The following is a 24,989-nucleotide window of genomic DNA, read 5'->3' on the forward strand; positions in this document are numbered from 1 at the left end:
ATTAAATACGGCTCTATCCCGTAGATGTTTTTTATTGAGTAGCGAAGAAATTTTTTAATGTTCGGCAGATCGCATTAGAATACCTCACTTCTGACGTCTGAAAGAGCACTGATGCATGCAGCTAGATGAGGTTGTGGGTAATCTTTGAGTCGGTGCTGTCTTGCAAAGGCGCAAATGCAGGCCGGGAACTGTTTTTGGATGGATGTACTCGTAACTTTAACCTAAATATATTTAAATCTAAATATATATTATGCTGCCCCAATTTGGCCTGGAGTGTTGTCTAGAGACTATTGGCAAAGGTAAGTTTCTAGTCTCGTTGTTCGATCTCCCCCTCCGCCTCCAACATTTCCAGCTCGATCGCCTCCAACATCTCCTTCGAAGCCCCAGACCACAACCCCCGTTGATGCGCCTCTAAAAGACGTTCGGACATATCCCGCAGTGCCCAAGGATTTACCCCCCGCACAAACTTTCCAACAGCCTCGTCGAGGACATAACTGCGGGCAATGCCCTCGTAGATAAAATCCGGTACGCACCGAGCGGTCGCATCGTAGGCAAAGACGTAATCCAGCGTCGCTGCCAGCTCGAACGCCCCCTTATACCCATGCCGCATCGCCCCCGCAATCCACTTGGGATTCACCACCCGCGATCGATACACCCGCCGAATTTCCTGCTCTAGCGATCGCACTTTCGGCAGCGTCGGGCGAGAATGGTCGCCAAAATAAGCCTTGGGATTCTGGCCCGTCAAACTGCGCGCCGCCGCCACCATGCCCCCCTGAAACTGGTAATAATCATCCGAATCGAGCAAGTCGTGCTCGCGATTATCCTGGTTGTGCAAGACAATTTGAAGCTGCTGCAACCGCTGTTCGAACGCCTCTGGCGCAGCATGTCCCACCGCCTGCCCCGTATAGGCATACCCACTCCAATTCAGATAAGCCCGCGCCAAATCCGCATCGCTCGACCAGTTTTGTGCCTCGATCAGTCCCTGCAATCCCGCTCCATAGGCCCCCGGCTTGGAACCAAAAATGCGATAGCTCGCCCGCTCTTGGGCTCGATCTGCCGATAACCCCTGCTGCTGCCAATAGCGAGTATCCGTTTGAATGCGATCGCGAATCGGATTCTCTTCGCTCGACTCCGGTACCCTGGCCACCGCCTGCACCGCCGCATCGAACAATGAAATCAAATTGGGAAAGGCATCTCGAAAGAAGCCCGAAATCCGCAAGGTCACATCCACGCGCGGACGCCCCAACGCCGCCACCGGCAAAATCTCGAAATCCACCACCCGCCGCGACAGCCCATCCCACACCGGACGCACCCCCATCAGGGCCAGCGCCTCTGCCCAATCATCCCCCCCCGTCCGCATGGTGGAAGTGCCCCACACCGACAACCCCAATGTCTTGGGATACTCCCCTTCCTCCTGTACGTACCGCTCCACCGCCGCATCCGCCGCCTTTTGCCCCACCGCCCAAGCCGTCTCTGTCGGGATTGCCCGAATATCCACCGAATAAAAATTCCGCCCCGTGGGCAACACATCCGATCGCCCTCGTGTGGGCGCTCCTGACGGCCCGCTGGGCACATATCGGCCTGCTAACCCCAACAGGAGCATCTCGATTTCCCGAGGAGTCTGTTGCAGTTTCGGCCACAAAGTTTCCCGCAACCACTCCAAACAGGTCTTCGCGCTCGGTCCCGGCTGTGGCGAGAACAGCTTGCCTGCGATCGGTTGTGCGACCCAAGTGCTCGCCAGGAGCTCGATCGCCTCAATCGCATCTCCAACCACGCGGCATTCCCGTCCGAGCAGAAGTTGTAAATCTTCTGGTAAATACCTGAGCGCCTGACCGGGATCGGCGGTTAACGGATCGAAATCGAGATTGCAGTCTCGGGCGATCGCCTGCGTCAAGCCCACTTGTCCCGCCCCCGGAAACCGAGCTAGAGCCACCAGCAAATCGATCCCCTGACGCCCCGCTGGATACTGGCCCAGAATATGCAAGCCATCGCGAATTTGGGCTTCTTTGAGTTCGCATAAATAGCCATCCAGTCGATTGAGCACTTCGGCCACGTCGCGATCGCCAGAAACCTCGATATCCGCCAACACATTTTCCTGTTCCAGTAACTTGAGAATCTGCGGCTGAATCATTGGCAAGCGGCGCGGGTCCAAGCTCTGGGCCTCGTAATACTCATCAATCAGCCGTTCCAGCTCCAGCAGGGGACCGTACAGCTCTGCCCGAGTTAAGGGAGGCGTTAAATGATCGACGATCGCCGCCTGTGCCCGCCGCTTCGCCTGCGCTCCCTCCCCCGGATCGTTGACGATAAAGGGATAGAGATGGGGTAACGGTCCAAACGCCACTTCGGGGAAGCAATTTTCGGACAGCGCAATGCCTTTGCCGGGAAGCCATTCCAGATTGCCGTGTTTGCCAATATGGACGATCGCCCGAGTGTCAAACTGCGATCGCAACCAGGCATAAAAGGCTAAGTACCGGTGGGGGGGCACCAAATCTGGCGAGTGATAGTTGAGGCTCGGATCGATATCGAAACCGCGCGAAGGTTGAATGCCTACAAAGATTTTCCCGAACTGAACTCCAGCAATCGGAATATCTCGATCGTCGGGTTCTCCCCATTGCTGGAGGATCTTTTCGCGGGCTTCAGCAGGCAGGCGATCGAACCAGTCTCGATAGGCTACCGCCGACAGCACCTGCCGCACCGGCCGCAACTGCAACCCTTCCGGGTCGTTGGTGGCAGAGCTTGTCAGCAGTTTCATCAAAGCTGCAGAATCCGTTGGAATCTCCGGCAGGTCGTACCCTGCTTGCTGCATCGCCTGTAAAATTCGTACGCAGCTTTCTGGCGTATCTAACCCCACCCCATTCGCCAGCCGCCCGTCGCGATTGGGATAGTTGGCCAACAGCAGGGCAACGCGGCGATCGCCCACCGCTGTCCGTCGCAACCGCGCCCAATTCGCTGCCAAGTCCGCCACAAACTCCACTCGATCGCCCTGCGGTCGATAGCGCACCACCTCCGTTTGCAGGCGCTCGTGCTTCTGTTCCATCGCCTTAAACGAAATCGCCCGAGAAATGAGTCTTCCGTCCACCTCCGGCAAGGCCACATTCATGGCAATATCGCGGGGCGATAGTCCTTGCGGTGACTCTTGCCATTGCTCGACCGTTACGCCACTCAAAATCGCCTGCAATACGGGAACATCCAAGGCTTGCCAAACCGCGACTGCCGGATCGCCACTGTCCAACTTCGCCAGCGAGAAACTCGTGGTGTCGATTAAGACGTCGATCGAGGCGCGATCGCGAAACTGCTCTAACATTTGTGCGGGCAATTCGGGATCTTTGAGGGAGTAGGTGTAGAGACAAGTCACCTGCAATCCCCGAGCCTGTAATGCTTCGCACAACGCATCAATGGGTGCGGTGTTGGCACTCAGGACGTGGGCGCGATAGAGCAGGATGCCAACGTTGGCGATTGGCTTTGCACTCGGCCCCCTCAATCCCCCAGAATGGGGGACTTGACTAAAGCTTGGGTTAGGCGTTGGGAGACGATCGGGTTGGAGGGCACTAGGCGGTGGCGTGTAAAGGCCGATATTGGCTAGCGATCGCGGTGGGCGACAGTCATAATTTGTCTGGCAAGCGAGATTGGCGATCGCCTTCAAGCCTTCGCAAATATTCTCCACTCCCCCTGCAACGAAATATCTCCAGAGGCGATCGACTTGACTCAACCCTAAGGTTGAGTGACTCATCAGGTCGAGATCGGGACGATCGTCTCCGGGCAACACCAGCAATTGCGCCCCCGTTTTCGCCACCACCTCTTTGACTACTTCCAATCCATAGGACCAATAGGCTTGGCCCCCCAGCAGGCGAAGGGCGATCGCCTCGGCACCGATCAATACATCGTCGGCATAAGTATCGATGGTCAGTTGCTGTTGCAAGTTCAGTAGGTTGACTGCCCGCACTGCCGGAAAGGTCTCGGGCAACTGCTCCAGTGCTGCTGCCAAGGTCTGAATCTCGGTATCGGCGGCCGTGAGGACGACAATGGGAGCGGGGTCTTGCTCGACAACAATCACTCCCTCCTGACCCGGTTGCCAACCACCGGGTGTTGCTGCGATTCGATGCATGAGGAATTTGCCTTGGAAGCGTACGACGACTATCCCACATGATTCACGGTAGATGCTCTAAAAGGGGAGAAAGGACTGCTAAAAACTCTTGCAGTGTCGCAACGTACTGGGTTGGAGCCGCATCGAGCAAGTGGACGTGACCCGCATGGGGAACTTCTAAAAAGAACTTGGGTTCCTGCGCTGCTGCAAATAATGCTTTGCCATGCCAAAAGGGCACCGTATTATCTAAGCGACCGTGAGCTACCATCAGCGGGCAATCGATGCGAGTGACACGGCCTAGATTGTCGAATTTCTCAAACGGCACGAGGGGCACTCGCGTGACCACCCGAAATACTGTCGTGAAGGTGCCCTCCACAATGACCCCCGCAATCTTCTCTCGGCTAGCTAAATAAATCGAAGGACCGCCCCCCAAAGAAAGGCCGTAGGCAATGATGCGATCGCTGGGCACCCCCACATCTTCAGTCAAGTAACGATAGGCTGCATTCACATCTTCATAGACATTGCGCTCGGAGGGGTTGCCGTCGCTGGTGCCGTAGCCGCGATAGTCGTAGGCTAAAATCGAAAACCCCAAGTTATACCACTGCTCCATCAAATGACGCAGTTGGCCGATGTCGCTGCCATTGCCGTGGCTGAGCAACAGGGTATAGGTAGCGTTGGGATTGTGCAGGTGAATGGCTGAAAGGCGATCGCCATTGCCCACATCCAACTTCAAAATGTCGTCGCCATCGCTGTAGCTGGCGGGGGGCGGGATGAAAATTTGTCGTTCGCTGAGCAAGAGACCGTAGAAGCATAAGCTGCCGTAGGCGATCGCCAATAGCGTCAACATGCGAGCACTCCATTTTTTCCACATATTTTTTCGGCATAACATTTTGATTCGATGGCTCAATCGGTGTTTCTGGAAGGTGGCTGCCGTTCCGCGATGCGCTATGATGCTGCCGTCTATTGCCCGATCGCCCCGATCGAAAGCCTAACGGAGATATGCCGATGGGAGCCCTTTCCGGTCTAGACAGTCATACCGTCACGGGAAACGTTTCAGTTGCCGTCATTGCAGGCGTGGGAGCATCGCTAGCCATTAAAGATTTGACAACAGACGCCGCAGCCTCAGAATTGCAGGTGTTGCTGACCATCGATGGAGATCTCTCCAAACGCAGCCTCGATCTGGGCACCCTGTCCGCCTCTAGCGGCACCTTCCAGCTCTCTTTGCCCGACAGTGCCAACATCAGCGTCTACAACACCGTTGTACTGAGATCGGCAGACACTGCCATCGGTAGCGGCACGATCCCGTAGAAGCGCTCTTTCCAGTAGAAGCAATTTTTTCAGTCAAAGTAAGCTTTAAAAATTCCTCAGAGAACACTCCCCCAGACGTTAGAATTATCGATGCACTGTTTTTTCTCGACGGGAGACTATCTTGACGGAATTCGCGCTCAAAGCGGTGTGGCTGGACGATAATTTGGCGATCGCGGTAGACCAAATTGTCGGACAAGGCCGCAGCCCTCTGACCAAATACTACTTTTGGCCCCGCGAAAACGCGTGGGAGCTGATTCAAACCGAGCTGGAAAGCAAAGGCTGGATCACCGAAATCCAGCGGGTGGAATTGCTCAACAAAGCCACCGAGGTGATCAATTACTGGCAGGAAGACGGTCGCAAGAAGCCCATGACGAAGGCAGCTGAAAAGTTTCCCGAAGTCTTGTTTGCAGGCAATTCATAGGGATCTCCCCCTATGACCACCCCAGCCATTCAGTGGTATCCCGGCCACATTGCCAAGGCCCAAAGGCAACTGCAGCAGCAGTTGCAGAAGGTGGATGCGATTTTGGAGGTGCTGGATGCGCGCATTCCCCTCGCCAGCCGCCATCCCGATCTCGATCGCTGGACCCGCGACAAGCCTCGCGTACTGATTTTGAACAAAGCCGATTGTATTTCCACTGCTCAACTGCAGAGCTGGCAACAGTGGTTCGAGCGACAGGGCTTAACTGCTCTGCCCACCAATGCTCGCGAAGGTAAAGGAATCTCCCGAGTGCGACAGGCGGCTCAGCAAGCAGGGGCGGCGGCAAACGAGCGGCGGCGCAAGCGGGGGATGCAACCTCGTCCCATCCGGGCTGCTGTCATCGGGTTCCCGAATGTGGGCAAGTCTGCGCTGCTCAATCGACTGATGGGCAAGCGGGTGGTGGAGAGTGCTCGCCGTCCGGGGGTGACTCGACAGTTACGCTGGGTGCGGTTGGGCCAAGATTTAGATCTGTTGGACGCCCCCGGAATTTTGCCTCCCAAGCTGGAAGACCAGCAGGCAGCATTGAAGTTAGCGATTTGTGACGATATTGGGGAGGCAGGCTATGTGAGCGAGCATGTGGCAGGGGCTTTGTTGGACCTATTGCCGCAGGTGGACAATCGCTTAGAGGCCGTATTGTGCGATCGTTATGGGTTCGAGGCTCTCGATAAACCTGGCAGTCTTTTAGTGCATCAGTTTGCGCGCGATCGCCATACCGGGAATGTGGAGCGGGCAGCCAAGCAAATTTTGACTGACTTTCGGAAAGGGGTGTTGGGTGCTGTGGCCCTGGAACAACCGCCAGAATAGAGGATATCCAGGATATCCGTCGGGCAACTGAGGATTAGTGAAAGGGGTGGCAGAGCTTTTGCAGCCAGATGGGGGAGCCGAGTCTATCCTCCAAGAGATCTAAAACGCTAGGCTGCGAAGTTTTAGACATCCAAGCCTTGACATAGGTTAGTTGAGGCTTGTTGCTGCGAAGTGTGACGGAGGGGGTTGGAGGCACATTCATGAGTCTTGCTCCTAGTCGCTGTTAACCGGTTTAAGGCGTTCAGCGCTTGTTTCTTGCCCCTTCATACCTACCTGTGTCGATGCATTATGCAGTTCTCAACGGCAGTGATAGTGCGCTTTTGCGCAGTTCTACCGAGGGGGAAATGAAGGGACTTGAGAATTCAGTGTTTTCCCTTAGAAATCTGTCAGTTCAATCCGCCAGTGCATCGGCCAGAGCCTGCGCGATCGCCACATTTCCCCCCATGTCCAATCCTCCTGCTTGGCTGGGCTCCACCCAAGCATCTTCCAGCCAATCCCAAGCTCGATCGAACACCTGCGCGGGGGTGAGGATTTGGTGGCGGCTATAGTTTTGAAGCCCATTGAGTAGGAGCTGGGCTTCGGCAAAGCCCGAGCGGGTGATGCAGCGGACGGGCACGCCGACGCGCATCGCTTCCGAGAAGGTGCCATAGCCTGGTTTGACCGCCACTTGGTCGCAGGCGGGCATGAGATCTACCGGTCGCCACTGCTCGCCATTGAGCCTTAGCAAGTTGGGGCGATCGGGGGCATTGCGATCGAGCGTGATAAATTGCCAGTCGGGATAGGCATCCACATTGTCATAGGGAATGCCGCGCAGGCCGAGACCGCCGAAGGTGAGCAACACGGTGGGGCGATCGCGCTCCAATTGCAGGCGATCGCGAATTTCTGCCGGACTCAGGATGGGCTCGCCGCCTGTCAAGCCCGTGTCTTCGATCTGGGGAAAGGCTGACATGGGGGCATGAAAGGGGAGGCGAAACAGGCGATCGCAGTTTCCATACAGTTCTGCTACCCAGTCGGCAATGGTTTGGAACGCGGGACCGTAGTCGCGGTAAATGAAATCCCAGCCGAAGTTGCCTGCCATCCAACAGGGCAGTCGAGCGGCACGAGCGATCGCGCAAGCGAGGGGAGGCATGTCGGCAAACACCATGCGGACGCGATTGAGTTTGATGAAGTCCACTTCCGAGCGGACAATGACATCTGCTTTGGCTTGTAACGCCTTGAGCTTGGCAAGGGTGGCATCGAGATCGGTGGCGAGGCTGTCTGCTTGCACGACTCCGACATCGAGGGCACGGGGGCGATAGAGAAATCGGCCCGAGACATATTTTTCAATCAGCCAGCGAGGGGCTGAGGTTACGAAGATGGGCAGGATGTCGGGGTTGAGTTTCTGGAGACGATCGATGAGGGCGGCGGTGCGGGTGACGTGGCCGAAACCGTGGGCTGAAATGGCAACATACAAAATACTCATGCGTTAGACTCGTGCGTTCGAATTCCGGTGCCCCAGTGCTAAGCTCCAGTCCATCATGACCTCCGGGGTACTCCCGCCAGAACGCAGAGCATTTGGCGGTGAGGAGGATAGGATAGTTAAACGCAGGGCGGTTGGACTACCGCTCTCTGGCTGTGGAGGCTTATCCGCTGGGATGCCTGTGAAACAGCAACTCTCACTCGTGAGTCTGAGAAGCTCCCGCTAGACCCGTAGGGTTAGCGGTGAGAGTAGTCACACCATAAGCTGCTATGACTGTCCTCGATCGCATCCGAGACCGCATTGCCCAAGTGCAACGCTTGGGTCTGTATCGCCAATTGCACCACCACTCTGCCTGCGATGGGGTACGAGTCAAGTGGGGCGATCGCTGGCTGATTAATTTTTCCAGCAATGACTATTTGGGCTTGGCCCGAGAGCCGCAGTTAGTGGAAGCGGCGATCGCTGCAGCTCGACAATACGGTACGGGCAGTGGAGCCTCGCGGCTGGTGACTGGGAGTTTCGATTTTCACCAGCAGTTGGAGTGCCAAATTGCGACCTGGAAAAGGACGGAAGCGGCACTGGCATTCAATTCCGGCTATCAAGCCAATCAAGGGGTGTTAGTGGGACTGACCAAGGGGGGCGATCGGATTTTTGTCGATGCCCTGGCCCACGCTAGCCTCAGAGACGGTACGGTCTTGAGTCGCGCCCGCAGTCACGAGTTTCGCCACAATGACCTCGAACATTTAGAGCATCTCTTGAACAGCCACCCCAGCTCGGGCATTCGGCTGATTGTGACCGAGAGCGTGTTCTCGATGGATGGGGATGTGGCCCCCTTGTCTGAATTATTGCAATTGGCCAAAACCTACGACACCGTCCTAGTGGTGGACGAAGCCCATAGTGTGGGGGTATTCGGGCCTGCGGGATCTGGGCTGTGCGCGCATTTGGGCTTGAAGGGCGATCGCCTGATTCAAGTGGGCACCTGCGGCAAGGCGTTAGCGAGTTTTGGCGCTTATGTCGCCAGTTGCGAGGCGATCGCCGAGCTTTTGCGCAATCGGGCCAGGAGTTTTATCTACACCACCGCATTACCCCCCAGCGTCATTGCTGCCACCCGTGCCGCGATCGCTTATCTGCAAGCCCATCCCGAACGCCTGCAACGCCTCCACCGCAATCGCCAACACCTAGCCTCTCGTCTCGGCAGAGTCCTCGACAGCCAGATTTGTCCCATTGTGCTCGGCGAGCCCGAAATAGCTCTGGCGGCCTCGCAACACCTGCGCGATCGCGGCTTTTGGGTCCAAGCGATCCGCCCCCCCACGGTGCCCAACGGTACTGCCCGCTTGCGCATTTCCCTCTCGGCTAGCCACTCTGCCGAGCAACTGGATAGCCTATGCGATGCTTTGCAACCCTGGCTTTCTGCTCAATCGCTACCCCATCAAATGATTCGTTAGTTGTAGAATGCTTTCGATTAGCTAAGCTGCAAGCGGCGATCGCCCATCTCTGAAAATGAATCGCCGGAGAATTAAACTATACTTTGGCTTCAACCCCCTTCTCCCCTCCTCCAACCCGTTCGCCACGAAGTACATGTATGGCGAGGGAATCTGCCCTGCTATGCCGGAAATGTTGCTAGCCTTCATTTATTTCTCAATTTTCTCAATAGCGGGGAACGGCAGCGGGCCGATCGATTCCGATTCGAGCGAGATCGCGATCGATACATTATTTGTCGCGGTCTTCTACGCTTGCTTCTCGGTCGCTACCTCAGCCAATCTCCAGCCTCTTTAGAGTTTGAATACGGACCGTACGGAAAACCAGCCCTTGCCAAGCATCACTCGAGTGTATTGTCATTTAATCTTTCCCATTCAAAAGATATGCTCCTACTGGCCTTTAGCTGCGATCGCGACATTGGCATTGATGTCGAGCATACCCGTACTATCTGTGACGAGCAGGTTATCGCCAAGCAATTTTTTGCCCCTAGAGAAAAAGCTGTTCTGCAGGGACTGCTTCCTCAGCAGCGACAGCGCGCCTTTTTTCATTGCTGGACTCGCAAAGAAGCCTATATCAAAGCATTAGGGGGGGGGTTGAGTATTGCTCTCGATAGCTTTGAAGTGACCCTATTGCCCAACGAGCCTGCTCAATTGTTAAAGGTTGCAGGTCATACTGTAAAAGCGAGCGACTGGAGCATGGCAGACCTCGATATTCATCCAGATTATGTTGCAGCACTCGCCGTGAAGAGTCCTCAACCGCAGATCTATTCCTGGACTGCTCCGATAGAAACTGAGATCGTTAATCATTCAAATGACTGATCTTTATCTCGGGCGACTCAATCATCGATCGCGCCTCCTTCGATGGCGAGTAGGGGGTTGTAGATTCTAGACAACCTGAGTTCGATGGCTCTGAATGGCCCTCATCCCCCGACCCCTCTCCCAACTTTGATCCTGCTGGCGAATTCAACAAAGCGTAATACTACTGCAGATACTGGCCAGTGTTAGCTGCCGTGAGTCAAAGGGAAGGAGGCCCAAGGATGGTAAGTCTGCTCGAATAGCGGGCTGTCAGAATAGACATACTCTGCGGAACTAGGCGGCAGGAATAAACTGGAAGGCCGACGGTACAAAGGTACAGGCAATCTTTGTCTCCAAAGTAGAAATCCCTTATCCACTCGGCATTTCAGACTATTTCTCTGTTTAAAACCGATTGAGGTGCAGGGGCGTATTGATTGGAAATATGCCTTGAGTCTGGAGTTAGACGATCCCGGCATTGATGCTTCAGTGCTGAGCGAATTTCGCCAACGATTAGTGCGTGGCGGTGTGGAACAACAACTGCTCGATAAGTTGCTGGCTCGCGCTCAGGAACGTGGCTGGATTGAAGCAGGAGGAGCCCAACGAACTGACTCAACCCACGTTGAGGCTGCCCTTCGGAGGCTGCATCGGCTAGAGCTGATTGGCGAGACGTTACGAGCCGCCCTCAATAGTTTGGCGGTGTTAGTCCCAGAGTGGTTGAGTGTGCTGCTCAGCCCAGATTGGTTCGAGCGCTATAGTTGCCGGGTGGAAGATTACCGATTCCCTCAAGACAAGCAGGAACGTCATCAGATGATGCTGAGGTTCGGAACAGATGGGCATCGACTTCTCAGTGCCATCTATGCTGACCCAACAGGGCCGGATTGGCTCGGCCAAGTCCCGGCAGTGGAGGGGTCACCACAGGTGTGGATTCAACAGTTTTATCTCGATGCCGAGCAGCGCTTGCATCTGCGCGAACAAGCTCAAGGGCAACCACCTAGCGGAGGGCGGATTGGCTCTCCCTATGAGCTGGAGGCTCGTTTCAGTCGCAAACGCCAGACCGAATGGGTGGGCTACAAAGTCCATCTCACCGAAATCTGCGAGGCCCATCAGCCCCACTTGATTACCCATGTAGAAACCACCAGGGCAACCACAGCTGATAGCAAGCTCACCCAATCGATTCATCAAGCCCTACAGGACAAAGAACTCTGTCCGCAGGAGCATCTCGTCGATACCGCCTACATAGATGCCCCCCTGTCGATCGACACTCAACAGGTGTACAACATTGAGCTGCTGGGGCCGGTCTTGCCGGACAGTAGCTGGCAAGCTCGCACTCCCCAAGGACTCGATATCACTCACTTTGAAATTGATTGGACCCAGCAGCAAGCTCGCTGTCCACCCGGCCATCTCAGTTCAACTTGGGAACTTGAGCGCGACCAACGGGGGCAGCAGAGGGTGAAAATTCGCTTTCCCGCTCAAGTCTGTCAGGCTTGTCCCCTCAAAGCTCAATGCACCCGTTCTCAAAAAAATGGACGCTCTCTCTCTGTGCGGCCCCAAGCCCAACACCTTGCCTTACAACAAGCCCGAGACACACAACAATCCGAGGAGTTTAAGCAGCGCTATGCAGCTCGCGCTGGGATTGAAGGCACTCTCTCTCAAGCGGTCTCATTTGGACTGCGACGCTGTCGTTATAAGGGCATCGCCAAAACCCACTTGCAACACGTCATAACTGCCACCGCTATAAATGTCGTACGCTTAATCAATTGGTTACACGAACAGCCCTTTGCTCAGACTCGAACCTCTCACTTTGCACAATTGGCCAATACTCCATAGGAATGTTACGGAATAATTCGCCAGCAGCATCAGAATTGGGGGAAGGGGTTAGGGGATGGGGGCCAGTCCCTTGTCGAACTCACGTCACTTTGGGGGCTTGCGTCCAACGAGAACACCTTGCGATCCCTGCCACTGCCAGGTCGTATGACTGAAAGGGTTACTCTTCAGGTAAGTCTCCAAACTGTTGGCGATAGCGATCGAGCAGTGCTTCCGTTTCCGCTCGCTGCTGAAGTTCTTGTTCTAGTGCTTGCTGAGTGGCTTCCAGTTGCTGCTGTGTTTCTACCTTTGCAGCAGTGGCTTCTTGCAGGGCCAAAACCAGCTCGTCGGAGACGAGTAGTTTTTCGCCGGTATCTTCCCGATAGAAGCTGAGGCGATCGCCTTCAACTTCTAGGCGCAATTGCAAGCGTTCACTGCGCTTGTCAGTAATGGGGGCATAATCATCCCCAACCAATTGGTAGCCGAGCAATTGCCCTTCAATCCAATCCCCTTTCGGATCGAAGAGCCAATACTCTTGCACCTCCAAACTTTCGTAGAGATGCTTTTTGCTCTCAAAGTCTTGCTTGCTCGTACTGGCAGAGGTGATTTCAAAGATAACGGTAGGTGCCTTACTCTCTTCCCATACCTTATAGCAGTCTCTCCCTCCCGGCTCCACATCGAAGATAACCATCACATCGGGAGCCACCCGTAATTTGGGAAAGCCTTGGGCGTAGTACAAAAACTGGTTGGCCAAAACTGTGGCCCGACGTCCGCTCACGTGCTGCCGCAGGGCTTCGAGGATCGTCAGAATGGCATAAAGGTGGGCGTAGCTTTCGGCCAAGGGCTCGTCATCCCTGACTGGATAAACAGGCTCGGTATGGGGTCGAGCAATGGCAATCATAGTCTCGATACAGCAGCAGCTCGTCTCTCTTAGATTAACCTCAACCCATTGCGAGCGATCGCCCCTCCGATCGACATTTGCTACACTCCCCCTTTAGTCACAATGGAGCAAATCCCGTTAGCTAACTCGGAAGCTTCGCAATGGTCGAGATCGCCCTCAAAAACAAACCCTTTTTACTCAACGGAACCACCGATCGCGCCTGTCTGCTCCTGCACGGTCTAGGTGGTGGAGTCTACGAAATACAGCTACTGGGAGAGGTCTTGCACCGACAAGGGTGGACTGTGCGGGGAATTGCCTATCCCGGCCACGATCGCCCCGCCCCCAAAATGCCGCGCTCGACCTGGCAGCAATGGTTTGAAAGCATCCTCACCGCCTATCTATCTCTTGCCAATACCCACGATTCCGTCTCGGTTGTTGGATTCTCTACAGGCTGTCCGCTGGCCTTATATCTAGCCGCTTCCCATCCCGTCGATCGCCTCGTGCTGCTTTCCCCCTACCTCAAAATTCGTTACGAGTGGTATTTCGGCTTGCCGTTGGAGGTTTACGTTCGCACCCTCGGATATGTCATCGAAGATATTCCTCGCTTTCGCCTGCCCATTCGCGATCGCCACATGGAAGCCGCTGCCCGCAGTGTCGCGTTTTTTCAAACCTTCAACATGGCTGCAGTGCGCAGTGCCATCCAGTTAATTGAAGACTATGCCAAACCTGTTATTCCGAAGATTTCTAACCCCATTGCGATCGTGCAATCCAAGCGGGATTCAGTCGTGGCCCCTGCTGGAGCTGACTATATTTACCGGAATGTTGCATCCGCCGATAAAGAGCTGACTTGGCTGACGGAATCGGACCATATCATTACGCTCGATCTAGAACGCCAGCAGGTGTTCGATAAAGTGGGAACGTTTTTAGCACAAGGGCACTAGGCTGAAGGCGATCGCCTCTGTTCGCAGGCCCGATTGTCCTATCCAACCTTCAGGCAGATTGTAAAATCCTCGATAATGCATCCCATCAGGGGTTTACAGAGAATCTTCTGAACATATGTGCTCGCTCTGAACCTAACGGTCGCGTCTTTCAGGCATCTTGCAACGCTTTGGGCAGCGGCGATGTCGTCACAACGGTCTTGGACTTGGCCACCGGCCTGCAACGGGGGGCGATCGACGCAGACGACCCCGCCTTTCCCACCCTGCTCTCGGTGGATGGCGAAGTCTATGGCTTTGGGAGCGAGCGAACTAATCTCTGGTTTCCCAAAAGAGTCGATTTGCTCAACTCAATTGGAAACTCAATCGAAAAATTTTTAATTCAATTTTTGCCAGTCTATTTTTCTCGACGCAGAGTCATCAATCGCAGTCCTGGCAAGTCATTTCGGAGTCACAAACTAGAAAAACACTTACTTGTAACAAATAGAGTTGTTCTATCGAATATTGATATCTTTTCTGTCTCATCTCATTCACATAAAAGGACAGTATCTTCGTGCTGAAGGCACGGAGAGATTGATGTTTAAGCTATCTTTTTCCTCAACGGTTGCACTGGCTGCAGTAGCGATCGGGGGCTTAGTCGCTTGCGGTTCTCTATCGACCACCAGCCAGAATGAAATTGTCGAATTGGACTTTGGCATTCTGTCTACCGAGACTCAAGCTAGCCAAAAGCCTCTGTGGGAACCCTTTGTGGAGGCGATCGGGCAGTGTGTCGGTTTGCCCGTCAATGCTGTCTACGCCACCCAATACTCCGGCCTAATTGAGGCTATGCGGTTTGGCGATCTCGAGCTGGCTTGGTATGGGGGCAAATCCTATATTGAAGCAGCGAGGATCGCAGGGGCCGAGGCATTTGCCCAAACAGTCTCGGCGGATGGCTCGCGCGGTTATTACGGCCACCTGATTACCTATAAAGACCACCCCATGCTTGAGGAGATCGACCTAGAGGCTCAAAATGGCGATGAATATGTGATTGCCAACGCCTCCGAGCTCGCGTTTGCCTTTATCGATCCCAATTCCACCTCCGGTTTTTTGGTGCCCAGCTACTATGTCTTCGGGCAGAATGGCGTGAACCCCAACACCGCTTTCGAAAACCTGATTTTTGCAGGCAATCACGAGGCTGCCACCCTATCGGTAGCGAATGCCCATTTGGACGTTGCCGCCACCAATAGCGAGGCTCTGCAGCGGATTGCCCTAGCGAATCCAGAAATCCTAGAGAAAATTCAAATTATTTGGACTTCCCCGATCATTCCCGGCGAACCGATCGCCTACCGCCAAGATCTGCCAGAGGATCTCAAAGCCACCATTCGGACGTGCTTTCACAATTTTGATGACCCATCAATTCTCAACCCGTTGCAGTGGTCGGCCTTAGAACCTGCAGACGACAGTCGTTGGGACACCATTCGCGAGTTGGATCTCGCCAAACAGATTCTCGAAGTGGAAAACAGCGCTACCCGCGAGGAGGTCAAAGCCCGCCAGTTGGCCGAACTCAATGCCGAATTGGAGGCACTGGGACAAAAGTAATGGGCCGAGAATTTTTCGCAGGTCTCCCCTTGGTAGGGGGCCTGACTTTATGCCAGACGTCAGTTCGACACAAGTGTCTAGCCCCCATCCCCTACCCCCCAATGCAGAGCCATTGAACTGAGGTATGCCCGAGAACTCGGCCCCATTTGACTAGCTCATTGCCGCATGGCTGCAGTTGTAGTCACTGCTGAAGGTGGAAGGCATTTCCCCTTGAATGTGGTTGAGATAGTGGGTGCTGCCCGGTAAACCAATGGCTTTATTGGCACGCATTAACAGCGATTGTTCCCGATTTCTAGCTCTGGCTCGGTGAGACAGATTGAGACGGCGCAAGTCTTTTCGCAGTGTCATCCTCTCGTCCTCCAATCCTACTCATCCCCCGCCTCTATCATACAATGACTCCATAAAACGTATCAATAGATACAATTTATTAATTTCTTAATGCCACTTGCCTGCAATACGATCGTCCTATGACCCTATGCGATCGCGATCGGCGGTCGCTGCTTGTGCCAGTCAGTAGCTTGCTCGTAAGCATAGGCCGCCTGAAATAACTGCATCTCGCCCAGCGCCTTGCCAATTAACTGCAGGCCAACGGGGAGCCCCTGTGAAAAGCCACAAGGCAGGCTCAGTCCCGGCAAGCCCGCTAAGTTGACCGGAATCGTCATTAAATCGGACAGGTACATACTCAGTGGGTCACCCACCTTAGCTCCCGCCTTAAAAGCCACCGAGGGAGAAGTGGGGCTCAACAAGACATCTGCTTTTGCAAAGGCTGCCTCAAAATCCCGCTTAATCAGCGTCCGTACCTTTTGTGCCTTGAGGTAGTAGGCATCGTAATATCCTGCTGATAGCGCGTAGGTACCGATCGCGATGCGGCGCTTCACTTCTGCCCCAAAACCGCGCTCGCGAGTCTTGGCATACATACCGATCAGCGAATCCGCCTCTTCTCTAAGGCCATACTTGACCCCGTCATAGCGAGCTAAATTAGCTGACGCCTCGGAGGGAGCAATGATGTAGTAGGTCGATAGACCGTACTTAAAGGTGGGACATTCCACTTCTACGATCTCGGCACCGAGTTCCTCGTAGGTGGCGATCGCCCTCTGCACTAGCTCCTTCACATCCTCTTCGCAGCCCTCCCCCATCAAATCTTTAATCACCCCAATCCGCAGCCCTGCAATCTCGGGCTTTAGCGCCGCTGCATAATCGGGAATTTCCACATCGAGACTGGTGGCATCCATCGGGTCGCGACCGGCGATCGCCTGTAATAACAGCGCCGCATCCTCCACTGTGCGGGCAAACGGGCCAATTTGGTCGAGGGAGGAGGCAAATGCCACCAAGCCGTAGCGAGACACCAAGCCATAGGTGGGCTTCATGCCGACTACGCCGCAGAACGAGGCCGGTTGCCGAATCGACCCCCCCGTATCGGAGCCCAAGGAAATAACAGCTTGATCCGCCGAGACTGCTGCTGCCGAGCCCCCAGAAGAGCCTCCCGGCACGCAGTCCAAATCCCACGGATTCGCCGTTAACTGCATTGCTGAGTTTTCTGTCGAGCTGCCCATCGCAAACTCGTCCAAATTGGTTTTGCCCACCATCACCGCCCCCGCCGCGTTTAGCTTCTGGGTCACAGTTGATTCGTAGGGGGGGATAAATCCGGCCAAAATGTGGGAGGCACAGGTGGTGGCGATGCCTTTGGTACACATATTGTCTTTGATGGCGATGGGGATGCCTGCCAGAGGACTTAGCTCTTCACCGGCTTGGAGGCGATCGTCCACGGCGGCAGCCTGCTCTAGGGCTTTTTCCTCAGTCAGGGTAAGAAAGCTTTTGAGTTTGGATTCTAGCTGTTGGGTCCGCTCCAGATACTCCCGCGCAATGTCGACAGCAGTGCGATCGCCCTGCTGTAATTGGGTCTGAAGGGTGCGAATGACGGACATAAACAGTCAACCTTACTGTTCGAACTGCGCGCTTGGGGCCTGTACGAGCAGACCGCGACAAACACATAGTCTAGCGTACTGCCTGCAGTGCTTTGGGAGGGATTCTTGCCAACCTGAAAAAACACGAACTACTATGCCTCTAATGGCTTTCGCCCTGCCGTCGAGCACAGACTAGAATTGACGTGCAGACTTTCTCCACTCGCTAATGACGCTTGAAGAACTGAGAGTTCAAATTAACCAATTGTCTGAAGGCGAACGGTTTGCACTATATGTGTATGTAGCCGAAACGGTTCCTGCTCTGGCATCTATCAAAACTCTTTCGGACGATGGAGTAGAACGGTATCGCTATCTAGAAGCACGTCCTGGAGGGTGGCGCAAACAATTGTATATCAAGGGTCGCAAGCTATTGGCCTCGATCGTTTGGGGAGATACGATCGCCAACAAACTATCATTGGCAGAAGCGGCTAACAACTGGGATTTGCCGATTGAAGCCATTCAAGAGGCCATTGCTTATTGTGAAAGCCATCGATCGCTCCTCGAACTAGAAGCAGAATCGGAACGCCGACTGTTGGAAACAGCGGGAATTTCCCTTGAACCTCAAGCTATTGGTTGATGAAGACTCTCAATCCCGTCAATTAGTGTCCTTTTGTGGCGTTGAATCACTGGAACTATTAAATGGACTATTTCAGGGACGATCGCTAGATCCACTGCTGCGCGTAGATGCGCTGAACGATGTAAAACACGATCAGCTCGGCAGGCGCTTTGCGCTCGTCAATCATGAACGACTCCACCGTGCTGATGGGAGCTCTGTCAGTGGTACAGGTGAAGGCTTTCGACGCCGTCAGCTCGGGTTCGCTGAAAATTACGTTAAATTCGCGGCGATCGCCAGCAAATTTCCCCTTGAGGGTGCTGTCTTCAAAAACTAGCTCTAGATCGTCAACGCCACGGGCTTTAAACGCAGCTACGGTACCGGGAATGACATCTTCGGCGATCGCCTGCTCGAAGGGTTTCTCGGGTTCTTTGGCTTTTTTCTTTTTAGCTGCAGGCTTCTGACTGGCCGACGGCTTAGCAGTCTTGTCTTCCGCAGGCTTGGATTCGGACACTACTGGCTTTGACTCTTCAGCCATTCTGAAGGTTCCTCAAAAACTGGTGAAACAACTGCAAAACGAGAGCGCGGCATGCTGGGGGAGCGAAGGGATGCTCAGTGTTCTGGGGGAATGTATTGGTCGGTGACATTCTCAAGGGGGACTTGTGGGAAGCCCATACTGTAGTTGAGCGAGCGGCCGTTGAGGTTGTAGCTAATTTCCCCTTGCTGGAGAAGGGCGCGGATGTAGTGCTCCAGGTCCGAGCCGATGCGGCGCAAATTGTAATCCGTCAAGTCTCGACCCTTGTAGGCTGCGACCAGCTCGTCAAACTTGCGAAATACCTTCTGCAGTGAAGCATCGTTCCAACTGAGTTCGTTATCGGGATCGACATCGAGCGTCAAGCGCTCTTCGCTGGGGACCAGTGCGTTATCTACGACCTCGCCCGCAAAGATATAAACGTGGCGAGTGGTGCATTTGAGCATGGCAACGTAACGATGTTCGCAACAGACGTCAAATAATTTTACCACCGGGATTCTGCACTGGCAGAGGGCTTTGGCATAAGGTTCGGCGATCGCCCCCTAAGCTTCTGACTTCTGCAGCATTCGCGGCGATCGCGATACAGTTGCATTCTCGATACAGTTGCATTCTCGATACAGTTGCATTCTCGGCGTCTATCGAACGAGCGATGCCGATCGCAGCTAAGGTTCGTCAGGCAATCTCTCCGTTCGCTATAGTTTCTGAGGACTTTTTGCCGTGCCATCGCCCATTGCTGAGAAATTTGGGCAGAATGGGGATAGTCCTATCTCACCTCGGCAAGCAATTTTCCGAGCTCCGGGACGCCATAGCGAGCTCTGCACAGCAGTGTTCGGAACAGTATTCGGAACAACACCCTAATTCATTGGTTTGATGTTTTTGCCCGCTGTTCCACAGCCGATGCCCTCGCTGTCCGCCCTTTAGGAAGTCATTGGAATTGGTCATGAAGTGTCCCAAGTGCAGTTCCGCAAACATTCGCGTTCTAGAATCTCGCTCTGCTGAAGCAGGCCAAAGTGTTCGCCGTCGGCGAGAGTGCATGGAATGCAAGTTTCGGTTCACCACCTACGAGCGTATCGAGTTCGTTCCCATTATGGTGATCAAGCGAGATGGCTCGCGCGAATCTTTCGATCGCAATAAGATTTTCAAAGGCGTCATGCGTTCTTGCGAAAAGACCGCTGTGAGCGTCAAGGCAATGGAGGGGTTGGTGGAGTCGATTGAAGAGAAACTGCAGCTAGCGGATCGCCAAGAAGTGACCAGTAAAGAGATCGGCGAGATGGTGTTGGAGCAGTTGCAACCCCTGAGTGAAGTAGCTTATGTGCGATTTGCCTCGGTGTATCGAAAGTTCCAGGGGGTGCGGGACTTTATGACGGAATTAGGGAATTTCTCCAATAGTGTCGATGGCGTCGATCGGGTGCCCTCCGATCGAGAATCGACCTCTCAGCAATCTACTTCGGTCGTGGTTTAAACCGGTTCTGCGTCGAGAGCTGGAGTTGTTCGGATATTGTCAGTTAGCTCTAACGGATTCTGTAGCACCTGCAGGGCTAGGCTATCCTGCTAGCCCGCCAGTCCCCATTCCACGCGCGATCGCCGCTGGATCGGCGTCACCATAGTCGGTAGCGCGTTGCCTCGGCGTGCGATTGGCCGATTGGATGAGCTCGCGCATCTGCTGCGGTGAGGTCTCTTGGCCGTGGGCAGCACCTGCGGCGCGGGTAATGCTCTCGTTCATCAGTGTGCCGCCGAGGTCGTTACAGCCAGCATTCAGTGCAGCGACAACCCCTGTACGACCCAGCTTCACCCAGCTTGCCTGGATGTTTGTAATGTATGGATTTAGGGCCAGTCGTGCGACGGCATGCACGAGCATCGCTTCGCGGAAGGTGGGGCCGCGTCGCGCCTTTCCTTTGAGGTAGATGGGTGCTTGCATATGCACGAACGGCAGCGGTACGAACTCGGTGAAACCGCCTGTCTTTTTCTGGAGCGCGCGAATGCGCAACAGGTGCCGCGCCCAATGTTTGGGGCGATCGACATGGCCAAACATGATGGTGGCCGTGGTTTTGAAGCCGACCTCGTGGGCTGTCTCCATGACCTCAAACCATTGAGAGGTATCGATCTTGTCCGGGCAAATGACCGCACGGACCTCGTCATCGAGAATCTCGGCAGCTGTACCGGGTAGCGTGCTGAGGCCAGCTTGCTTCAATTGTTCGAGATACCCTTCGAGCCCGAGGTTCGAGCTTGCGGCCCCTTGCCAGACTTCGAGGGGCGAGAACGCATGTACGTGCATCTCGGGCACGGCTGCTTTCACAGCTTTGACGATGTCGATATAGGTCTGGCCCGTGTATTCGGGGTGAATGCCGCCCTGCATGCAGACTTCACTGCCGCCGCGCATCCAGGCTGCTCGGGTGCGCCGTTGGATATCGTCGAGACTGAGATCGTACGGACGACCGCGCAGGTTCTCGGAATACTTCCCCTGCGAGAAGGCACAGAACTGGCATTTGAAGTAGCAGATATTGGTGTAGTTAATATTGCGGTTGACGACGAAGCTAACGACGTCGCCGTTAGCTTTACGCCTCAGGTCGTTGGCAGCTTGCACGACGGCATTGAAGTCGTCGCCGCGCGCTCGGAACAGCCTGATGACATCGGTTTCGTCGAGATCTCTGCCCGCTTTAGCGCGATCGAGGATAGTGACGAGATCGCCCGACACTCGCGCAGGCACGGTTGCGATCCCGGCCAGCACGTCTACTGGTGGCGATCGATCTTCCCCAGCCGACCAGTCATCCGTGCGCGGTAACCCTTCTGCGTCGATAAGCTTGAGAATTCGAGTCTTCAAGCCCGCGTCTACCCACTTGTTAAGATTCTGCGCGTAGGCCGGATAAATGGTCAGTCGCTCGTGCAGGTGTTTGCCGGCAAGCTCGGTTTCGCGCGCCAGCTCTTCCAGGTGGGGCCAGGGTGCTTCGGGATTGATAAAGTCGGGCGTCAGCGGCGAGACCCCGCCCCAATCGTTGATGCCTGCGGCGATGATTTGTCCGAACGCCCCCGGACTCAGGTTTGGTGGTGCTTGCACGCTCATCTCAGCGCCGAACAGGATACGTGTCACGGCGATAGTCCACAGAAGCTCGGTCAAAGCTGGCTCTGGCGATCGATGCATCGCGGTGTTTGGCTTTGCGCGAAAGTTCTGGATGATGATTTCCTGAATGTGCCCGTGCGCCTCGTGCAGCTCGCGAATGGCAAGCAACGACTCGATACGTTCGCGACGCGTTTCGCCAATGCCGATGAGAATGCCAGTGCTGAACGGAATGTTGGCCGCGCCCGCATCGCGTAGCGTCTGCAGGCGCACGGACGGGAGCTTGTCTGGCGAGCCGTAATGCGGCATGCCTATTTCGGTCAATCGGTCCGATGCAGACTCGAGCATGATGCCCATTGAGGGAGAGACGGGACGCAAGCTTGCGATCTCCTCAGGCGTCATGGTGCCGGGGTTGAGGTGCGGCAACAGGCCAGTTTCTTCCAGGACGGTTGCCGCAGCATCGCGCAGGTATTGCAGGGTCGTCTCGTAACCCATCTCGGCGAGCGCCTCGCGCGCGACTGTGTGACGCAGCTCGGGTTTCTCGCCGAGACTGAAGAGTGCTTCTTTGCAACCCATCTCAGCACCCTTGCGCGCCACATCGAGCACTCGATCGAGAGGCATGTAGGGTGAATTGAGTGTCTTCGGCGTCTGCGCGAACGTGCAGTAATGGCAAACATCGCGGCAGAGATGGGTCAGGGGGATAAAGACCTTCTTGGAGTAGGTGATGAGATTCAGGCAGCCTCGGTCGCGCAGCGTTGCGGCGACCGAGGCTAGTGCCTTGGTGTCCTCGCAGTCTGCCAGGGCGATCGCTGCTTCCTCGCTCGGCAGTACGCCCGCGCGGGCGGCATCGAGCAAATCCTGAATGTGCATACGTCCCCCGATCGGCCTTGAGTGGCTAACAGCCTTGTCAACATTAACCGAGCATCGCAAGAATTAAAGTCTTCTCAAGGATTCAAAATTTGCTCGGCTGAAAGCAACCCGTCCTCAAACCTGCCGGATTGGATCGCTTCAGAGCCCCGAAACTCTGCCGTATCGTAAAAGCCATCCACCAACGTACAAACCGTTACCCGACCCTCTAGTGGATCGACAATCCAATACTCGGCAATATCGAGGACTGCATATTCTGTCCGCTTGGCCCGATAGTCCGTGCTGGCGGTCGAGGGACTTGCCACTTCAACCACCAAGAGGGGGGGGGTTCGCTCAATAAAATGACCGCCTCGCGAGATCGGATTTCCTGCCATTGCTGTTGGGGTAAGACGACTACATCTGGAATGCGAACCGTATCCCATCGGCCCCGTTGTGGAGACTGAATGCCGATCGCCCCTTTACGTGCAACCCAAGGTAACTTCCGAGTGGCGATCGCAGCCTCAAACTGTTTTTCCAACAGGTGCATAATTTCAGCATGTAGGCCGGTCCCCAGACTCATTGGAATTAATTCACCTGCCACCAGCTCGTAGCGTACATCCGTGCCGTTGTCGTATTGGAGATAGTCAGCAAAACTGAGGCGTTCGAGCGCAACTGCCATCACTATCACTCCCGCATTGCTATGCCAGGACTCAATGACTTCATATTATCCCGCTCGATCGACTAAATCTTAGTGGCGGGATTGACGGATTCAATTCAGTTCGCAATTTTTCGAGGCTCCCTTTACTTGCTTTGGCGAGCTTGGCAGACAGGGCGGCTATGCATACTAACTGTTTCAAGTGCGATCGCTTTGTTCCTGATTTGCTTCATACCCTATTCCAGTGGCTGAATCCAACTCCGTACAGTCCGAATGACTTGATTCTCACTTTGAGTTTGCCGCTGCACTAAAAATTGGTTTAGCCGAGCCGCAGTTACTTTTGGAAACGCAGCACTCACGTCAGACTCCTCATAACCGCCCGATCGCCATTGGTAAATAATCAATCCGCGTCGCTTAGTATATCGCCAAACTTCAGGCACCCCCAGTGCCCAATAAATCTCGATTCGTTGAGTTGAAGGACTAGTAATATCCACCTCAATAACTAGATCCGGTGGCAGTTGTGCCGGAATCTCGGGATCTAGCCCTTCCAGCTTTGATGCATTTGGGATATAAAAGCCCGTATCCGGTTCTGCCCCTTTTTCTAAATCCTCCCGATCCAGCGTCGTCGAGCCCACATCGACCACCTCCAGATCGAGCTCTTCCGTCAAGGTTGTGACAATGCGAGCCAACAAGCGATTAATAATCTCGTGAAGCTTAGAAGGCATTTTTAGAGTCAGAATCCCGCGATCGTAGGCAATGCGAGTCGCACGATGGTCTCCCATATCAGTCAGCATTGCCCGATAGGTTTGCCAGCTAATGCTCGACAAAACAACCGTCTGGGTGAGCTGTCCGTCAAAATTATCTAAGTCGAGTTCACTGACTTTAGTAGAAATCATCACCATCGCAAGCGCCTGTTGCAAGTGGCTCTATTCTACAAGTTTGGATTTGCGATCGCGATCGCAGTTTAGTTGGGCTTGAGTGAGCGATCGCCTTCCTCTCAGCCTAATTCCGAACTGTTTCTGCATTCGCGAGAGCTTTAGGCGATCGCGGAAGCTACCAGATGCCCGCGATCGCTTGTCTGCTGCCGCTGCGGAACTCTTCTCGCCCGGAAGCTTTGAGTCGCCAGTTTTGTCAAAGTCTACTAGCGACTATTTCTCCGCCGCCGACCCTGTGGGCGACAGGCGCTTGCGCAGCGAAGTGGAGCGACGCTTGGCAATATCGCTATCGGGATCGATCGCCAGCGCCGTCTCGTAAGCCTCAACCGCCTGACCAATTAAATTCTTTTTCTCGTAAGCATGGGCGAGATTGTTCCAAGCGGTGGCATAGTCTCGTTCTGCTTCTACCGCACTTTTATAAAACCGAATGGCGAGGTCGTATTGCTCCTGGAGAAAATAGGTGTATCCCATTGCATTGCACACGACAGGGATATCTTCTTCCGCGACATCGATCGCTTTACGGAACTGAGCGATCGCCAGATCGTATAACTTCTTTTCTAGATACACGCTGCCCAACTCGTAGTGCTCTTCGGGGGTACCTTTGCCTTTGGCCAAACGCCCCTGCAATCGACTAATGACCCCCTCCTGACGGCGATTGCGCATCACCTCGCGAAACACCAGCAAACCAATGACCCCCAGCACGGCGGTCAGAGCCAGCAGATAAATCAGAGGTAAAACCGATGACAATTCCATGAATCCAGCACCTTCTATCGCTTCTCAACCTACCACCCCTCGGCCATCTGGCGAGGGATACCTGCCGAGCGAGCCCAGGGGGAAGCACTCCCAATACTGG

At 54.6% G+C, this 24,989-nt stretch carries 22 protein-coding genes and 1 pseudogene; 10 read left to right on the top strand and 13 right to left on the bottom strand.

Going from position 1 to position 24,989, the window contains the following annotated elements; all coding sequences use genetic code 11:
- Positions 1–307 precede the first annotated feature (307 nt).
- Entirely contained in the window at positions 308–4,105 is a 3,798-nt protein-coding gene (gene cobN, locus SYN7336_RS16350) for a cobaltochelatase subunit CobN (RefSeq protein ID WP_017327027.1), read from the bottom strand.
- 43 nt (positions 4,106–4,148) lie between these two features.
- On the bottom strand, positions 4,149–4,955 hold the full coding sequence (locus SYN7336_RS16355; protein WP_017327028.1) for an alpha/beta hydrolase: 807 nt from the start codon (positions 4,953–4,955) through the stop codon (positions 4,149–4,151).
- 134 nt (positions 4,956–5,089) lie between these two features.
- Here SYN7336_RS16355 and SYN7336_RS16360 point away from each other — a divergent pair, with 134 nt between their 5' ends.
- From SYN7336_RS16360 to ylqF, 3 genes are all read left to right on the top strand, one after another.
- The gene (locus SYN7336_RS16360; RefSeq protein WP_156820185.1) at positions 5,090–5,392 is read left to right on the top strand and encodes a hypothetical protein; all 303 of its coding nucleotides are present in this window, start codon (positions 5,090–5,092) and stop codon (positions 5,390–5,392) included.
- A 121-nt stretch (positions 5,393–5,513) separates the two neighbouring features.
- Positions 5,514–5,813: a 30S ribosomal protein PSRP-3 gene (locus SYN7336_RS16365; RefSeq protein WP_017327030.1), complete on the top strand. Its 300-nt coding sequence runs from the start codon at positions 5,514–5,516 to the stop codon at positions 5,811–5,813.
- Between the two features lie 12 nt (positions 5,814–5,825).
- Complete coding sequence (ylqF, locus tag SYN7336_RS16370) at positions 5,826–6,674, top strand: ribosome biogenesis GTPase YlqF (RefSeq protein ID WP_017327031.1); 849 nt, start codon at positions 5,826–5,828, stop codon at positions 6,672–6,674.
- A gap of 34 nt (positions 6,675–6,708) precedes the next feature.
- Here the strand turns inward: ylqF and SYN7336_RS31030 are convergent, their stop codons facing one another.
- Together SYN7336_RS31030 and SYN7336_RS16375 are read right to left on the bottom strand one after the other, a co-directional pair.
- Entirely contained in the window at positions 6,709–6,876 is a 168-nt protein-coding gene (locus SYN7336_RS31030; protein WP_156820186.1) for a hypothetical protein, read from the bottom strand.
- Between the two features lie 189 nt (positions 6,877–7,065).
- On the bottom strand, positions 7,066–8,136 hold the full coding sequence (locus tag SYN7336_RS16375; protein WP_017327032.1) for a hypothetical protein: 1,071 nt from the start codon (positions 8,134–8,136) through the stop codon (positions 7,066–7,068).
- Positions 8,137–8,402: 266 nt separating this feature from the next.
- Between SYN7336_RS16375 and bioF the strand changes: the two genes are divergently transcribed.
- From bioF to SYN7336_RS16395, 3 genes are all read left to right on the top strand, one after another.
- Positions 8,403–9,575, top strand: coding sequence for an 8-amino-7-oxononanoate synthase (gene bioF / locus SYN7336_RS16380; RefSeq protein ID WP_017327033.1), 1,173 nt, complete (start codon positions 8,403–8,405; stop codon positions 9,573–9,575).
- 417 nt (positions 9,576–9,992) lie between these two features.
- Positions 9,993–10,427 (top strand): 4'-phosphopantetheinyl transferase superfamily protein, encoded by a 435-nt coding sequence (locus tag SYN7336_RS29920; protein ID WP_017327035.1) that lies wholly within the window; start codon positions 9,993–9,995, stop codon positions 10,425–10,427.
- A 393-nt stretch (positions 10,428–10,820) separates the two neighbouring features.
- Positions 10,821–12,230, top strand: a complete 1,410-nt coding sequence (locus tag SYN7336_RS16395; RefSeq protein ID WP_017327036.1) for an IS1182 family transposase — start codon at positions 10,821–10,823, stop codon at positions 12,228–12,230.
- Positions 12,231–12,387: 157 nt separating this feature from the next.
- Here SYN7336_RS16395 and SYN7336_RS16400 read toward each other — a convergent pair whose 3' ends face one another.
- On the bottom strand, positions 12,388–13,107 hold the full coding sequence (locus tag SYN7336_RS16400; protein ID WP_017327037.1) for a Uma2 family endonuclease: 720 nt from the start codon (positions 13,105–13,107) through the stop codon (positions 12,388–12,390).
- A gap of 140 nt (positions 13,108–13,247) precedes the next feature.
- Here SYN7336_RS16400 and SYN7336_RS16405 point away from each other — a divergent pair, with 140 nt between their 5' ends.
- Together SYN7336_RS16405 and phnD are read left to right on the top strand one after the other, a co-directional pair.
- Entirely contained in the window at positions 13,248–14,027 is a 780-nt protein-coding gene (locus SYN7336_RS16405) for a carboxylesterase (RefSeq protein ID WP_017327038.1), read from the top strand.
- Between the two features lie 570 nt (positions 14,028–14,597).
- Positions 14,598–15,599, top strand: a complete 1,002-nt coding sequence (gene phnD / locus SYN7336_RS16415; RefSeq protein WP_017327040.1) for a phosphonate ABC transporter substrate-binding protein — start codon at positions 14,598–14,600, stop codon at positions 15,597–15,599.
- 150 nt (positions 15,600–15,749) lie between these two features.
- Here the strand turns inward: phnD and SYN7336_RS31035 are convergent, their stop codons facing one another.
- Positions 15,750–15,947, bottom strand: coding sequence for a hypothetical protein (locus SYN7336_RS31035; protein ID WP_071590796.1), 198 nt, complete (start codon positions 15,945–15,947; stop codon positions 15,750–15,752).
- A 125-nt stretch (positions 15,948–16,072) separates the two neighbouring features.
- On the bottom strand, positions 16,073–17,524 hold the full coding sequence (gatA, locus tag SYN7336_RS16420) for an Asp-tRNA(Asn)/Glu-tRNA(Gln) amidotransferase subunit GatA (RefSeq protein WP_017327041.1): 1,452 nt from the start codon (positions 17,522–17,524) through the stop codon (positions 16,073–16,075).
- 205 nt (positions 17,525–17,729) lie between these two features.
- Here gatA and SYN7336_RS16425 point away from each other — a divergent pair, with 205 nt between their 5' ends.
- Positions 17,730–18,137, top strand: a complete 408-nt coding sequence (locus SYN7336_RS16425; protein ID WP_017327042.1) for a hypothetical protein — start codon at positions 17,730–17,732, stop codon at positions 18,135–18,137.
- 85 nt (positions 18,138–18,222) lie between these two features.
- Here the strand turns inward: SYN7336_RS16425 and SYN7336_RS16430 are convergent, their stop codons facing one another.
- Together SYN7336_RS16430 and SYN7336_RS16435 are read right to left on the bottom strand one after the other, a co-directional pair.
- On the bottom strand, positions 18,223–18,651 hold the full coding sequence (locus SYN7336_RS16430) for a DUF2996 domain-containing protein (RefSeq protein ID WP_038026043.1): 429 nt from the start codon (positions 18,649–18,651) through the stop codon (positions 18,223–18,225).
- A gap of 74 nt (positions 18,652–18,725) precedes the next feature.
- Entirely contained in the window at positions 18,726–19,091 is a 366-nt protein-coding gene (locus tag SYN7336_RS16435) for an NAD(P)H-quinone oxidoreductase subunit M (RefSeq protein ID WP_017327044.1), read from the bottom strand.
- 494 nt (positions 19,092–19,585) lie between these two features.
- Between SYN7336_RS16435 and nrdR the strand changes: the two genes are divergently transcribed.
- Positions 19,586–20,107, top strand: coding sequence for a transcriptional regulator NrdR (gene nrdR, locus SYN7336_RS16440; RefSeq protein WP_026101078.1), 522 nt, complete (start codon positions 19,586–19,588; stop codon positions 20,105–20,107).
- Between the two features lie 81 nt (positions 20,108–20,188).
- Here the strand turns inward: nrdR and cofH are convergent, their stop codons facing one another.
- The 4 genes and pseudogenes from cofH to SYN7336_RS16460 form a co-directional block, all read right to left on the bottom strand.
- Positions 20,189–22,570, bottom strand: coding sequence for a 5-amino-6-(D-ribitylamino)uracil--L-tyrosine 4-hydroxyphenyl transferase CofH (cofH, locus tag SYN7336_RS16445; protein WP_017327046.1), 2,382 nt, complete (start codon positions 22,568–22,570; stop codon positions 20,189–20,191).
- 74 nt (positions 22,571–22,644) lie between these two features.
- Positions 22,645–23,225 (bottom strand): annotated as a pseudogene (locus SYN7336_RS31735) (Uma2 family endonuclease).
- A gap of 212 nt (positions 23,226–23,437) precedes the next feature.
- Entirely contained in the window at positions 23,438–24,097 is a 660-nt protein-coding gene (locus SYN7336_RS16455; RefSeq protein WP_227498525.1) for a Uma2 family endonuclease, read from the bottom strand.
- Positions 24,098–24,349: 252 nt separating this feature from the next.
- Positions 24,350–24,889, bottom strand: coding sequence for a tetratricopeptide repeat protein (locus tag SYN7336_RS16460; RefSeq protein ID WP_017327048.1), 540 nt, complete (start codon positions 24,887–24,889; stop codon positions 24,350–24,352).
- Positions 24,890–24,989: the final 100 nt, after the last annotated feature.

Origin of the sequence: Synechococcus sp. PCC 7336 (assembly GCF_000332275.1) — a bacterium.
In the GTDB taxonomy this organism is placed as follows: domain Bacteria; phylum Cyanobacteriota; class Cyanobacteriia; order Thermostichales; family PCC-7336; genus PCC-7336.

Coding starts and splice junctions, on each gene's coding strand:
- cobN (WP_017327027.1), bottom strand. CDS start 4,105: ATGCATCGAATCGCAGCAACACCCGGTGGTTGGCAACCGGGTCAGGAG.
- SYN7336_RS16355 (WP_017327028.1), bottom strand. CDS start 4,955: ATGTGGAAAAAATGGAGTGCTCGCATGTTGACGCTATTGGCGATCGCC.
- SYN7336_RS16360 (WP_156820185.1), top strand. CDS start 5,090: ATGGGAGCCCTTTCCGGTCTAGACAGTCATACCGTCACGGGAAACGTT.
- ylqF (WP_017327031.1), top strand. CDS start 5,826: ATGACCACCCCAGCCATTCAGTGGTATCCCGGCCACATTGCCAAGGCC.
- SYN7336_RS31030 (WP_156820186.1), bottom strand. CDS start 6,876: ATGAATGTGCCTCCAACCCCCTCCGTCACACTTCGCAGCAACAAGCCT.
- SYN7336_RS16375 (WP_017327032.1), bottom strand. CDS start 8,136: ATGAGTATTTTGTATGTTGCCATTTCAGCCCACGGTTTCGGCCACGTC.
- bioF (WP_017327033.1), top strand. CDS start 8,403: ATGACTGTCCTCGATCGCATCCGAGACCGCATTGCCCAAGTGCAACGC.
- SYN7336_RS29920 (WP_017327035.1), top strand. CDS start 9,993: ATGCTCCTACTGGCCTTTAGCTGCGATCGCGACATTGGCATTGATGTC.
- SYN7336_RS16400 (WP_017327037.1), bottom strand. CDS start 13,107: ATGATTGCCATTGCTCGACCCCATACCGAGCCTGTTTATCCAGTCAGG.
- SYN7336_RS16405 (WP_017327038.1), top strand. CDS start 13,248: ATGGTCGAGATCGCCCTCAAAAACAAACCCTTTTTACTCAACGGAACC.
- phnD (WP_017327040.1), top strand. CDS start 14,598: ATGTTTAAGCTATCTTTTTCCTCAACGGTTGCACTGGCTGCAGTAGCG.
- SYN7336_RS31035 (WP_071590796.1), bottom strand. CDS start 15,947: ATGACACTGCGAAAAGACTTGCGCCGTCTCAATCTGTCTCACCGAGCC.
- gatA (WP_017327041.1), bottom strand. CDS start 17,524: ATGTCCGTCATTCGCACCCTTCAGACCCAATTACAGCAGGGCGATCGC.
- SYN7336_RS16425 (WP_017327042.1), top strand. CDS start 17,730: ATGACGCTTGAAGAACTGAGAGTTCAAATTAACCAATTGTCTGAAGGC.
- SYN7336_RS16430 (WP_038026043.1), bottom strand. CDS start 18,651: ATGGCTGAAGAGTCAAAGCCAGTAGTGTCCGAATCCAAGCCTGCGGAA.
- SYN7336_RS16435 (WP_017327044.1), bottom strand. CDS start 19,091: ATGCTCAAATGCACCACTCGCCACGTTTATATCTTTGCGGGCGAGGTC.
- nrdR (WP_026101078.1), top strand. CDS start 19,586: ATGAAGTGTCCCAAGTGCAGTTCCGCAAACATTCGCGTTCTAGAATCT.
- cofH (WP_017327046.1), bottom strand. CDS start 22,570: ATGCACATTCAGGATTTGCTCGATGCCGCCCGCGCGGGCGTACTGCCG.
- SYN7336_RS16455 (WP_227498525.1), bottom strand. CDS start 24,097: ATGATTTCTACTAAAGTCAGTGAACTCGACTTAGATAATTTTGACGGA.
- SYN7336_RS16460 (WP_017327048.1), bottom strand. CDS start 24,889: ATGGAATTGTCATCGGTTTTACCTCTGATTTATCTGCTGGCTCTGACC.